Source organism: Paenibacillus allorhizosphaerae, assembly GCF_042659105.1.
In the GTDB taxonomy this organism is placed as follows: Bacteria; Bacillota; Bacilli; order Paenibacillales; family NBRC-103111; genus Paenibacillus_G; species Paenibacillus_G allorhizosphaerae.
This window is the reverse complement of record NZ_JBHSRV010000016.1, coordinates 37,766-50,866: the sequence shown is the minus strand read 5'-3', so window position 1 is coordinate 50,866 and position 13,101 is coordinate 37,766. Positions and strand designations below refer to the sequence as shown.

Genomic DNA, 13,101 nt, shown 5'->3' with positions numbered 1-13,101 from the left:
GTCGCTGAAGGGATTTTTTTAAGGGAGTTTTGCGCTATGAAATCATTCATCCTTTCATTAGACCAAGGAACGACCAGTTCGCGGGCGATATTGTTTAACCGCGACAGCGAAATCGTATTTGCGGCGCAGCAGGAATTTACACAGCATTACCCGCAGCCGGGCTGGGTGGAGCATGACGCGGAAGAAATTTGGGAGTCGATCGTGGCGGTGGTCACATCCTGCTTGGAAGGGGCGTGCGTCCGCCCCGGCCAAATCGCGGCGATCGGCATCACGAACCAGCGTGAAACGACGGTCGTCTGGGATAAGCAGACCGGCAAGCCGGTATACAATGCGATCGTGTGGCAGTCCAGGCAAACCGCGCCGATCTGCGAGCGGTTGAAGGAGCAAGGCTGGCAGGAGACCATACATGAGAAGACCGGCCTGCTCATCGATCCTTATTTCTCGGCGACGAAAGTAGAGTGGATTCTGGACGAAGTACCGGGCGTTCGAGCGCGGGCGGAGCGCGGCGAGCTGCTGCTGGGCACCATCGATACGTGGCTCATATGGAAGCTGACCGGCGGCCGCGTCCATGTGACGGACTACTCCAACGCTTCCCGTACAATGTTATTCGATATCCGCGGGTTGCAGTGGGATCGGCAGCTCCTGGATTTGCTCCGTATTCCGGAATCGATGCTGCCGCAAGTCCGCCCGTCTTCCTTCGTGTACGGCGTGACGGCCAAGGAGCTGTTCGGCGAGGAGATCGCCATCGCAGGAGCGGCAGGTGACCAGCAGGCGGCGCTGTTCGGACAGGCATGCTTCGAGAAAGGGATGGCCAAGAACACGTACGGAACAGGCTGCTTCATGCTGATGAATACCGGAGACCAGGCGGTAAACTCGAAGCACGGTTTGCTTACGACCATTGCCTGGGGCATCGGCGACCGGGTGGAATACGCACTGGAGGGCAGCATCTTCGTCGCGGGCTCGGCGATTGGGTGGCTGCGCGACGGCCTCCGGATGATCGAGCATGCTGCAGACAGCGAGGAGCTTGCCGCCGGCGTCGAATCAACCGACGGGGTATATGTCGTGCCGGCGCTCGTCGGGCTGGGCACCCCTTATTGGGACAGCGATGTAAGAGGCGCTGTGTTCGGACTTACCCGCGGTACGACGAAGGGGCACTTCATCCGGGCGACGCTGGAGGCGCTGGCCTACCAGACGAAGGACGTGCTCGCGGTGATGGAAGAGGACGCAGGCATTTCCTTGAACGGACTGCGCGTCGACGGCGGTGTGGTGAAAAATAATTTCCTGATGCAGTTTCAAAGCGACATGCTGAATGTACCTGTCGACCGCCCGGTAATTAATGAAACGACTGCACTGGGCGCCGCCTACCTTGCCGGACTGGCCATCGGGTATTGGACCGGTCAGGCCGACATTGCGGAGCAATGGAAAATCGACCGAACGTTCGTTCCGCAGATGGACGACGCCAAACGGCGCACCCTGTACGACGGATGGAAAAAAGCCGTGCATGCAGCAATGGCTTTTAAATAAACGGATAGGAATCATGGAGGGTACATCATGAAAGTTAGCAGCAAGTTACTGCAAGCGGAACAAAAGAGCCATTATTTGGACTTGGCCACCGATGCGGCCAAATATCGCATATACCTTATGAACGATAACGTCATTCGGATCCGGTGTACGTTCGACGAGCAATTTGCCGATGAAGCTTCGTATACGCTCACGATGACCGCGTGGGACGACAAGATGGACGAAATGATGGAGGACCGCCGGCGCGTTGAGACTCTCCCGGCTCAATATGAAGACTTGGGCCACAGTTTGCTGCTTCGCACGGATCAGTTGCGCGTGATCGTTCACAAGCAGCCTTTTGCCATAGAAATTACGGATCCGGAAGGCCGCGTGCTTCATGAAGACTTGAAGGAACGGTCCTATGTGAAAGATAACCATGGCCGGCTGTATCATTATTCATGCATGAGTGATGCGGATCACTTCTACGGCTTCGGCGAGAAGAGTGGCCATTTGAACAAAAAGAAAAGAAGACTGCGGATGCACAACGTCGATACGATCGGCTACGATTCCGAGCATACCGACCCGCTGTACAAGCATATTCCGTTCTATATCAAATTTAACGGTGCGACGCAGGCCGCCACGGGCTTGTTCTATCACAATTCGTACGACTCCACGTTTGACATGGGCTGCGAACGGAGCGGCTACTGGAACAAGTACAGTTATTTTTGCGCGGACGGCGGGGAGCTCGATCTCTTCTTCATGTACGGGCCGGAGATCAAAGACGTCGTTCGCCACTACACCGATATTACCGGCAAAACGATGATGCCGACCCGCTATTCGCTTGGGTATATGGGTTCCACGATGTATTACACGGAGTTGGACCGCGATGCGGACAAAGCGATTTTGAACTTCGTGGATAAATGTAAAGCGGAAGGCATTCCGTGTGACGGATTTTTCATGTCTTCCGGCTACACTACCGGCGGAGACGGAAAGAGGTACGTGTTTAACTGGAATCATGACCGATTTCCAGACCCGCGGGCGTTTATTGCCCAAATGCGGGAAAAGGGAGTCGCACTCGCGCCCAATATTAAACCGGGCATGCTGCTGACCCATCCGCTGTACCCCAAGTTCGACGAGGCCGGTGCTTACGTCAAAGACGCGGCGGGGGACAAGTCGGAGACCGACCGTTATTGGGGAGGCCAAGCGTCTTTCGTCGATTTCACGAGCCCTGCGGGCCGGCAGCTGTGGAAGGAGCATTTGAAATCGTCGTTCATCGAGCTGGGCGTTACGTCGATCTGGAACGACAACAACGAGTACGAGATCAACAATCCCGATGCGCTGTGCGAGTATGAAGGCGAGAAGAAAGAAATCAGCGCCTTGCGGCCGATTATGCCGAACCTGATGGCGCAAATGGCGAAGGAAGCGATTGCCGAAGCCGCTCCGAACACGAGACCGTATATCGTCAACCGCGCCGGGTTCGCCGGCATTCAGCGGTATGCGCAAACTTGGGCGGGCGACAACAACACAAGCTGGCACAGCTTGAAGTTCAATGTGCCGGTTATTTTGGGGATGGGACTGTCCGGCGTGGCGAACCAGGGCTGCGATATCGGCGGTTTCTTCGGCCCGGCTCCGGAGCCGGAGCTGTTCGTGCGCTGGGTGCAGAACGGCATTTTCCAGCCGAGATTTTCCATTCATTCATGCAACACCGATAATACCGTAACCGAGCCGTGGATGTACCCGTCATACACTGCATACATTCGGGAGGCCATCCGGCTTCGCTACCGGCTTGTGCCTTACTTTTACTCCTTGCTCCACGAAGCTTCCGTTGAAGGTTCGCCGGTTATGCGGCCGATGGTATACGAGTTCCAGAACGACCCGCGCACGTGGGAAGAGAGCTTCGACTTCATGCTCGGACGTTCGATTCTCGTCGCCAATGTGCTGGAGCAAGGCGCAACGGCGAGAAAAGTATATTTGCCGCAAGGCAGCGAGTGGATCGACTGGTATTCGCGGCAGCGGTATGCCGGTGGACAAACGATCGAGCTCGCGGTGTCATTGGAGTCGATTCCGATGTTTATCCGCTCGGGGGCGATCGTTCCGCTCGCGCCGGGCCTGCAGAACATTCAGAACGATCGGGTAGAGGAGCTGCGCTTGCTGGTCGAGCCGTCGGAGAAGGCAAGCTTTGTGCTGTACGAGGATGACGGCGTAACGAACAATTACAAGAACGGCGATTATTTGAAAACAACGGTTCAAGTCGATACCGGGCGGGATACGAACATTACGTTCCGGCGTGAGGGCGCTTATGCGAGCAGCGTAAAATCGATCGTAATCGAGCTGCTGTGCAAAGAGATTGCGCCTGTGCAAGTGATGCTGCAGGGCCGGAAGCTTCCGATGTTTCTCGATCCCAAAGCGTGGGAAGCGGCTGAGGAAGGCTGGTATTACGATCTGGAGCTGAAAACGGCAAAGATCAAGTACGCGAATAGCATCGAGACGGATTACGAAATCGGCGTCCGCTTCGATGTGAAGGATTTGATCTCCATTTAATAGCGGCAGGGAAAGGAAGCGGCTTGAAGTCGACCTTGTCTGCGATACAGAACGAAAGGCACCCTTGGCGGTGCCTTTTCGATTTTTTGCGATCGAGAGGGCTATCCGTAACCATCATCTGTTAAGTAGGTTTGGAGGCAGATTTTTGTATAATACATATAAACGGAAAATATAATGAGAAGGTGAATCGGTTGACAACCTTGTTGATCTTGATGCTGGAGCGAGTCGGTATACTCCTCATTGTCGTGTTTTTGCTGTCCAGAATGAGCTCCTTCCGCAAGATCATTGATAACGAGCATGGCATGAAGGAAAAAATGCTGTTAATTGCCGTATTCGGTACGTTCGGAATCATTAGTAACTATACCGGAATCGAGATCCGAGGCGGCGAAGTTTCGTCGCAAGTGTGGCAGACGGACGTGGACTTGGGCAGCGCCCTTGCGAATACGCGTGTCCTTGGCGTAGCTCTCGGCGGGTTGTTGGGCGGCCCATTAGTCGGTCTAGGGGTCGGTATGATCGCCGGTCTGCACCGGATGACACTGGGCGGATTTACGGCCGTCGCTTGCGGCGTCTCCACGCTGCTGGCCGGTATTGTCACCGGTCTTATCGGCAAGCGATTTCAGAAAAACGAAAAGAATACGCCGTGGCGCGCAGTTGTAATCGGCATCGTGATGGAATGCGTCCAGATGGGAATTATTCTCATGGCGGCCCGGCCTTTCGAAGATGCGCTTACGCTGGTCAAAGTCATCGCCATGCCCATGATCTTGATTAACGGATTCGGTACGCTGCTCTTTATGTTAATCATCCAATCGATTTTGCAGGAAGAGGAACGCACGCGCGCTCTGCAAACGCATAAGGCGCTTTATATTGCCGACCAGACGATGCCTTTTTTTCGGCAAGGTCTGAATGCGCATTCTTGCCGGGAAGTAGCGGCGATCATATTAAAATGGACCAATGCCGACGCCATATCCATAACAAATCAGCATCAAGTTTTGGCGCATGTCGGAACCGGCGCCGACCACCATGTGGCGATGAAGAGCGTGGCTACCCAATTAACAAAAAACGTATTGGAGCAAGGACGAATTTTAAAAGCCCGCTCGCGGGAAGAAATTCAATGTTTTCATCAAAGCTGCACCTTGCATGCTGCCATCGTGCTGCCGCTAAAAGTTCACGGCAAGACGGCAGGCACACTAAAGCTCTATTTTACAAACCCGAACCAGATGGATCAGGTGGAACAGGAGCTCGCCGAAGGCTTGGGGAAGCTGTTCTCTACCCAATTGGAGCTGGCCGAGGCCGAGCTGCAAAGCAAGCTGCTGAAGGATGCCGAGATTAAAGCGTTGCAGGCGCAGGTTCATCCGCATTTTTTGTTTAACGCAATTAATACGATATCCGTACTGTGCCGAACCGATTCGGAAAAAGCAAGGGAGCTGCTGCTAAAGTTAAGCGTGTTTTTTCGCAGCAATCTTCAAGGGGCTCGCCAGATGCTAATTCCGCTGCAAAAAGAACTGGAGCATGTGGAGGCCTATTTAAGCTTGGAACAAGCCCGTTTTCCCGATAAATACAAGGTTTGTCTGGACATAGAGCCTTCGATCGAAAAGGTGCTGATCCCGCCGTTTACGCTGCAGCCATTAGTAGAAAATGCCGTTCGTCACGCTTTCTTGAAATCCAAGACCAAACGAATCGGACAAGTAACCGTCCGGGCTTATGAAGAGAACGATCAAATGGTATTGGTCACGGAGGATAACGGAAACGGCATCGATTCGGATTTGCTTGACATCCTGGGAAAGCGAACCGTAGATTCGGCAGAAGGGACCGGAACAGCGCTTTATAATATCCGCAAGCGAATCGAGGAAATATACGGAGAGGAAGCCCGTTTCCATATTCAAAGCGAGCGCGATGCAGGCACCAAAATCGTCATTACGCTGCCGTTAAGTCACAATCAATGGGGAGATCAGCATGCTGAAAGCTTATATCGTGGATGATGAACCGCTGGCCAGAGATGAACTGGCCTATATTCTTCGCCGAACCAAACGTGTGGAAGTGGTAGGGGAAGCCGAGAGCATGGAAGAAGCGTTGGAAGAAATTCAAAAATTAACGCCGCATGTCGTATTCCTTGATATTCAGCTTTCCGAAGACAGCGGATTGGACTTGGCGCGGCGGCTGGCGGATGCCAAGCACCGGCCGGAAATCGTTTTTGCCACGGCTTATGATGAACACGCGTTGAGAGCGTTCGAGTTAAACGCTGCCGACTATATCCTCAAGCCATTTGACGAACGCCGGATCCAGCAAACGCTAGAGAAGATGATCAGGCTGCAGCATATACAGGACGGCAATCCCGTTCCTCCATTTGCTCAGAAATCCGGCTCGCCGGAGAGAACCGACAAATTGGCCGTACTGGCGGAAGATCGTATTTTACTCGTGAATATAAGCAAAATTTTGTATATCAGCTCCACGGAAGGAAAAACCGTCATCGTAACGGAAGATCAAAGCTATACCGTAAACGAGCCACTTGTAAATTACGAGCAAAAGCTGCAAAATACGTCGATCATGCGGGTCCACCGTGCATTTCTCGTTAATCTGGACGGGATTGTGGAAATACAGCCATGGTTCCATTCAACGTATAACCTCGTCATGAAAGACGGCTCCAACGTTCCGGTAAGCCGTACTTATATGAAAGATCTGAAGCAGCTGATCGGTTTCTAGAAGGCGGCGATCAATTTCATTATAGAAACTGCATTTCAATCCTTTGTTTTTGCTGCTCATTCCTTTGCCTTTACGTTTTGTCCTGAAAACGTTATGGTTGCCTTTTCATTTAGTATGATGAGTTAAAAAAGGATTGAAAGGGAGGCTGCGAGAAATGAATGCGATTACAATCGTCATTGGTTCCATATGTATATTGATGATTGCTTATAGATTATACGGTACCTTTATGACGGCAAAAGTATTGAAACTAAACGATGCCCAGCCGACGCCGGCGCATACGTTAAACGACGGAAAGGACTACGTCCCGACCAACAAATGGGTCACGTTCGGCCATCACTTTGCGGCGATTGCCGCAGCCGGCCCGCTTGTCGGCCCGATCTTGGCAGCCCAATTCGGCTATCTTCCCGGGCTGCTCTGGCTGCTGATCGGAGCCGTTATCGGCGGAGCGGTGCATGACGCGGTAGTCCTGTTCGCGTCGATGCGTAAAAACGGCAAGTCTTTGTCCGAGGTGGCCAAGGAAGAGCTCGGTCCCGTGGCCGGTTTTTGCACGGGTCTGGCCATGCTGTTCATCATCACGATTACGATGGCCGGGTTGTCCATGGTTGTTCTGCACGCATTGGAAAATAACCCGTGGGGGACGTTCGCGGTCGGCATTACAATACCGATTGCGATGGGCGTAGGCCTTTTCTACAAGAAAACCGGCAATTTGAAACTGGCTTCGACCATCGGTTTCATTCTTCTTATGATCGGCGTATTTATCGGTCCATCGATTCAAAACACCGTCATTGGGGACTGGTTGACGCTGGATATGAAAACGCTGTCCGTTATACTGCCTGTATACGCTTTCTTTGCGGCGGCGCTGCCGGTGTGGCTGCTGCTTGCGCCCCGCGACTATTTGAGCAGCTTTATGAAGATCGGCGTTTTTATCGCCCTCATCGTCGGGGTATTCATTATTAATCCCGCCATTCCGTTCCCGGCGGTGACGGAGTTCGTCAAGGGCGGAGGACCAATACTACCGGGTCCTGTATGGCCGTTTATCTCCATTACGATCGCTTGCGGAGCCATCTCCGGCTTCCATGCTTTCGTCGGGTCCGGCACGACGCCTAAAATGCTGGATCGTTGGAGCGACATTAAAGTGGTGGGCTTTGGAGCGATGCTCGTCGAGTGCGTAGTCGGGATCATGGCTTTGATCGCCGCAACGGCACTGCAGCCGGCCGATTATTTTGCCATCAATTCGACCCCGCAAGCCTTCAAGACATTGGGGATGAGCGTCGTCCATTTGCCGCAGCTCAGCCAGGAAATAGGCTTGAATCTCGAAGGAAGAACGGGTGGGGCGGTTACGCTCGCGGTCGGCATGACGTATATTTTTACCAAAATCCCTTGGTTCAGCGGCTTGGCTCCGTATTTCTTCCAATTTGTCATTATGTTCGAAGCGGTATTTATTTTAACGGCAATCGACGCCGGCACCCGCACCGCCCGTTATTTGATTCAAGATTTCTTCGGTGAAATTTACAAGCCGCTCAAGCAAGTGGATTGGGTTCCGGGCACGATTTTTGCCAGTGCGCTTGCCTGCGTCATGTGGGGATACTTGCTCTATTCGGGAGATATCGGTTCGGTGTGGGCGCTGTTCGGCGTATCCAACCAGCTCATGGCCTCCATCGGTCTCATTGTCGGCGCAACGGTGATCTTGAATATTGCCGATAAACGCCGCTACATGCTCACTTGTCTCGTACCGCTGGCTTACCTGTTCACTACCGTGAACTATGCGGGATATTGGATGGTGAAGAATGTTTATCTCAATCCGGCGGCATCCGGCTATAACGTGCTGAATGGCATTTTGTCCATCATTATGCTCATATTGGGCGTGATCATTATGGTGGCGGCCATCAAAAAGTGGATCGACATTTTCAACACTCCGCGCGTGAAATTGGAGGCTTTGTCCACGTAAAGATGATAGGCTTCCATTAGGCTGAGGCTAACCCTAGAGGCAGGCAGCAATTTTCGCAAAGTCGAAGCGGCTCCGAATCAGGTTGGTTCAGGTAACGGGGAAGCTATGGATGAAAAGGCTCGGTAAGCTTGCAATAAGCTTACCGAGCCTTTTTGGCCGATCCGAAAAGCCGACAAACACTGTACTTAATACCCGTCCGTACGCTGCCCGGAACGCTGTGCCAAGTCGGCTCCGTCTCTTAATGAATCGGAGCCGAGATGGTCGGAATCGACTTTGGCTTGAGCGAGTCCTTCCGCAACGCGCCGGCCGTAATCCGGATCGGCTTTCGTGAAATGGTCGATCATGGTTTGCTGAATCACCGGTTTGCATATTTTTAAGGCATTGACCAGATTGTAAATCAATTCATCGCGTTCCCAATCTTCAAACTTGCGATACGTCTCGCCGGCTTGCGTGAAATCGTTCGGCCGGCTTATTTTTTCGCGGACCAGTTTGTCGTTATAAGTCGGCTGATGCTCTTTGCCGGGAGGAGTCGCTTCCTTCAGCCCGCCGAGCGAGGAAGGCTCGTAGTTGACATGCGGGTTTTGCCCGGGAGCGCGGTCGACCATATAAGCCATTTGCCCGTCGCGCTGGTTGGTGGCCACATGCGTCTTCGGGGCGTTGATCGGCAGCTGAAGGTAATTCGTTCCTACCCGGTATCGCTGGGTGTCGGAATACGAGAACGTACGGCCCTGCAGCAGCTTGTCGTCGGAGAAGTCGAGGCCGTCCACCAGTACCCCCGTGCCGAAAGCGGCCTGTTCGACTTCGGCAAAATAATTTTCCGGGTTGCGGTCCAGCACCATTTTGCCTACGGGTAAAAACGGGAACTGCTCATGATCCCACAGCTTCGTCGGATCGAGCGGATCGAAGTCCAGCTCGGGATGCTCGTCGTCGCTCATGATCTGCACGCAAAGCTCCCACTCCGGGTAATCGCCGCGCTCGATCGCCTCGTACAAGTCTTGCGTCGCATGGCTTGTCGTCTTGGCTTGAATCGCGTCCGCTTCTTTTTGCGTCAAGTTTTTAATCCCCTGCTTCAAAGGCTCCCAATGATATTTAACGAGTACGGCTTCACCTGCCTGGTTGACCCACTTGTACGTATTTACGCCGGAGCCTTGCATTTGCCGGTAATTGGCCGGAATGCCCCAAGGCGAATAAAGAAAAGTGACCATATGCGTCGCTTCCGGCGAGTTGGAGACAAAGTCGAAGAATCGTTCCGGGTTTTGCAAGTTCGTGACCGGATCGGGCCTAAACGCGTGAACCATGTCCGGAAACTTTAGCGGATCGCGGATAAAAAAGATTTTCAAATTATTGCCGACCAAATCCCAGTTGCCGTCCTCGGTATAAAACTTGGCGGCGAAGCCGCGCGGATCGCGAAACGTCTCCGGCGAGTGGCCGCCGTGTACGACCGTAGAGAAACGAACGAACACAGGGGTGCGCTTCCCGGCTTCCTGAAATAGCTTGGCCCGCGTATATTTGGCGATCGGCTCGCCCCCGGCCTTGCCGTAAGCTTCAAAGTAGCCGTGCGCACCGGCGCCACGGGCATGCACGACCCGCTCCGGGATGCGTTCCCGGTCGAAGTGGGATATTTTCTCGATAAAATGGTAATTTTCCAGCGTCGACGGGCCGCGGTTGCCGATCGTGCGGATGTTCTGATTATCTGAAATCGGGTGGCCTTGCCGATTCGTTAAAGTCATCTTCTCTTTGTCCTTCTCCATACTGCTCCAATATAGCCTCCCTTCCATAGTCAATAGTACGTTTCGCCATGCCCAGGAAAAATATGCATCGTTTTTATAAAATATGGTTCTGCTCAGGTGTTACTTTGTAATATGTTATTTATATGTAATATATAATGACAATTGTTCGTATTTTTGAATGTATTTATGAATGAAAATGCGAGTTTTCGACGGTTTATATAAAATTATTGTAATTATATATAACATAGTTTTATAATATTGATAGATTTTAAGAATTTTATGTTAGTTAATATTACATTAATTAACGTGAATAACTTGCTTAGGAGGAACATACATGCAGTCATCGAAATCTATTGTATTCAAAACCAGTTTGACATTCTTGTTGTTAGCCATGTCGTTACTGTTTCCTCAAGCGCAGGCTTCGAGAGCGATAGCAGCGGTCAGTGGAGAGGGTGGACATTTGAAGCGGTTGGAGGTGATATTGCAGCCGATGATCGATGCTGCAAAACAAGACGGGATCGACGTATCGATCGCGGTGAAAGACCTGAGCGGAACTTACGGTCATGAAATGATCCTGCTCGGATCGCAGGATGCTTATTTGTCGGCTAGTACGATCAAATTGGCTATCGTATCGGCACTGATGCGGGAGATCGAAGCGGGCCGGTTATCGCTCGATCAGAAAGTGACCGTCGCTCCCGCCAGCGTAGTCGGCGGAGCAGGGTCGCTGCAAAGCGAAACGTTTCCGCAAGACGTTACCGTCGAGCGTTTGGCGCGGTTGATGATTACGCAGTCCGATAATACGGCGACGAATGTGCTGATCGATCTCGTCGGATTCGACAAGGTGAACGCGTTGATCGATGGATTGGGCTTTACGAAGATGCAGTTGGGCCGCAAAATGATGACCCCGGCGAAAACGCCGGAGCAGGACAACTATGTCAGTGCGGCTGAGCTGGTCACGCTGCTTGACAAAATGTACAACAGTGAAGTCGTTTCTGCCGCATCGCGTGATCAAATCATCGCTTGGATGAAAGCGCAGGAAGTCAAGACGAAATTCGGAGCTGCGCTGCCGGGAAAACCGATTGCCCATAAAACCGGCGAGCTGGGAGACGTGAGCCACGATACAGGCTATTTCTTGATCCCTGGGCGCGAGATTGCCATTGTAGTGCTTACGCGGGTAACGAGACCGGAAGATGCCGGGCAAGCGCAAAAGCTCGGTAACCCCGTCGTACAACGCGTAGCCAAGGCCGTCTACAACGAGTTGTCCGACACGCCTGCAGCGCCACATGAGCCGTCTACGTGGCCTGAGATGTCCGTGGCGCTTCATCCCATCATCGACAATGCGGCGAAACGAGGCATTCGCGTATCGGTTGGTATGAAAGATTTGAGCGGCCGAGCCGGCGATCGGGCGCTGCTGCTAGGCTCCCGGCAGCCGTACATGCCGGCCAGCACGATCAAGCTGGCGCTCGTATCCGCGCTCATGCAGCAGGTCGATGCCGGGCGCTTGTCTTTGGAACAGCATGTTACCGTAGAGCCCGATGATGTCGTCGGCGGCACCGGATCGCTGCAAAAAGAAACGTTCCCGCAAGAGGTGACCATCGAACGGTTGGCGCGCCTTATGATTACGCAATCGGACAATACGGCCACGAATGTGCTCGTCGATGTCGTAGGCCTCGAGCAAGTAGATGCGCTGATGGACCAATTGAATCTCAAAGTCATGCACCTTGGACGTAAAATGTTCGCGGCGGCGCCGACGCCCGCGCAAGACAATTACATTGATGCAGCCGATCTTGTTACTTTACTCGAGCATATTTATAAGGGCACGTTTCTTTCCGATCGCTCACGCGACCAGATCGTAACGTGGATGAAAGCACAGGAAGTAAAGACGAAATTCGGCGCGGCGCTGCCGGATGCGCCGATTGCGCATAAAACCGGGGAGAACGCCAACGTCACCCATGATGTGGGGTACTTTCTCATGCCGGGCAAAGAGATCGCCATTTCCGTATTGACCGAGGTCACCACGACCGGTGATTTTGACGAGGCGCAAGCCACAGGCAATCCGGTCGTGCAGCAAATCGCAAAGACCGTTTACCGAACGCTTGGCTACGAATCGAAGTATGCCGATGTCGAGCCTGGGCACTGGGCGAAATCGTTTATCGACGGCGCTTCCGCGGCTTCCTTGATCGATGCGGAAGCGGCGGCGTCATTCCGTCCCGACCAGCCGATCACTCGCGCCGCATGGATTTCCCTACTCGTTCGCTCCTTCGGGCTGCAGCCTGCGGGCGACGGCTCACCGGCCGCAGGCGCTTCGGCGGGCGGCCCGCTGGAAACCGCGATGGCGGCAGCGCAAGCCGCCGGCATGGTGAGCGGCCCGGCGGGCGACGCTTCGAGTCTGGAGGAACCGGTCACCCGTGCGGAAGCCGCTCTGATGATGACCCGCGCATACGAATATGTGAGAGGCCCTATTGCAGGCAGCACAGAACCGCTGCCGTTCCGCGATGCGGCTGTCATTCCGGCTTCGATGAAGGAGGCTGTAGCGAAGGCGCAGCGCCTCGGCTGGATTGACGGCTACGAAGACGGCAGCTTCCGGCCAGGCGGACCTATCACGCGCGCAGAGGCAGTGAAGCTCATCGCGAGTGTGCTGGGAATGTAAGCAAACAGGGTGTTCCCCTGATAAAGGCAAAA

The 13,101-nt window shown here is 53.4% G+C and carries 7 protein-coding genes; 6 read left to right on the top strand and 1 reads right to left on the bottom strand.

Annotation, left to right across the window (positions count from 1 at the left end; genetic code table 11):
• The first annotated feature begins 36 nt into the window (after nucleotides 1-36).
• The 5 genes from glpK to cstA all read left to right on the top strand — a co-directional run bounded on the left by glpK (nucleotide 37) and on the right by cstA (nucleotide 8,689).
• A complete protein-coding gene (glpK, locus tag ACFQI7_RS32015; protein ID WP_218101838.1) occupies nucleotides 37-1,524 on the top strand; it encodes a glycerol kinase GlpK in 1,488 nt (495 codons plus the stop codon).
• A gap of 27 nt (nucleotides 1,525-1,551) precedes the next feature.
• Nucleotides 1,552-4,041, top strand: a complete 2,490-nt coding sequence (locus tag ACFQI7_RS32010; protein ID WP_218101837.1) for a glycoside hydrolase family 31 protein — start codon at nucleotides 1,552-1,554, stop codon at nucleotides 4,039-4,041.
• Nucleotides 4,042-4,232: 191 nt separating this feature from the next.
• On the top strand, nucleotides 4,233-6,020 hold the full coding sequence (locus tag ACFQI7_RS32005) for a sensor histidine kinase (protein ID WP_218101836.1): 1,788 nt from the start codon (nucleotides 4,233-4,235) through the stop codon (nucleotides 6,018-6,020).
• Nucleotides 5,995-6,741 carry a LytR/AlgR family response regulator transcription factor gene (locus ACFQI7_RS32000; protein WP_218101835.1) on the top strand — a complete coding sequence of 249 codons (747 nt, stop codon included), beginning with the start codon at nucleotides 5,995-5,997 and terminating at the stop codon, nucleotides 6,739-6,741. The genes ACFQI7_RS32005 and ACFQI7_RS32000 overlap by 26 nt, the downstream gene beginning before the upstream one ends.
• A gap of 154 nt (nucleotides 6,742-6,895) precedes the next feature.
• On the top strand, nucleotides 6,896-8,689 hold the full coding sequence (cstA, locus tag ACFQI7_RS31995) for a carbon starvation protein CstA (protein WP_218101834.1): 1,794 nt from the start codon (nucleotides 6,896-6,898) through the stop codon (nucleotides 8,687-8,689).
• 185 nt (nucleotides 8,690-8,874) lie between these two features.
• Here cstA and ACFQI7_RS31990 read toward each other — a convergent pair whose 3' ends face one another.
• Nucleotides 8,875-10,467: a catalase gene (locus ACFQI7_RS31990; protein ID WP_218101917.1), complete on the bottom strand. Its 1,593-nt coding sequence runs from the start codon at nucleotides 10,465-10,467 to the stop codon at nucleotides 8,875-8,877.
• Nucleotides 10,468-10,753: 286 nt separating this feature from the next.
• Here ACFQI7_RS31990 and ACFQI7_RS31985 point away from each other — a divergent pair, with 286 nt between their 5' ends.
• Nucleotides 10,754-13,069 (top strand): serine hydrolase, encoded by a 2,316-nt coding sequence (locus ACFQI7_RS31985; RefSeq protein ID WP_218101833.1) that lies wholly within the window; start codon nucleotides 10,754-10,756, stop codon nucleotides 13,067-13,069.
• Nucleotides 13,070-13,101: the final 32 nt, after the last annotated feature.

Coding starts and splice junctions, on each gene's coding strand:
- ACFQI7_RS31990 (WP_218101917.1), bottom strand. CDS start 10,467: ATGGAAGGGAGGCTATATTGGAGCAGTATGGAGAAGGACAAAGAGAAG.
- ACFQI7_RS32000 (WP_218101835.1), top strand. CDS start 5,995: ATGCTGAAAGCTTATATCGTGGATGATGAACCGCTGGCCAGAGATGAA.
- ACFQI7_RS31985 (WP_218101833.1), top strand. CDS start 10,754: ATGCAGTCATCGAAATCTATTGTATTCAAAACCAGTTTGACATTCTTG.
- cstA (WP_218101834.1), top strand. CDS start 6,896: ATGAATGCGATTACAATCGTCATTGGTTCCATATGTATATTGATGATT.
- ACFQI7_RS32010 (WP_218101837.1), top strand. CDS start 1,552: ATGAAAGTTAGCAGCAAGTTACTGCAAGCGGAACAAAAGAGCCATTAT.
- glpK (WP_218101838.1), top strand. CDS start 37: ATGAAATCATTCATCCTTTCATTAGACCAAGGAACGACCAGTTCGCGG.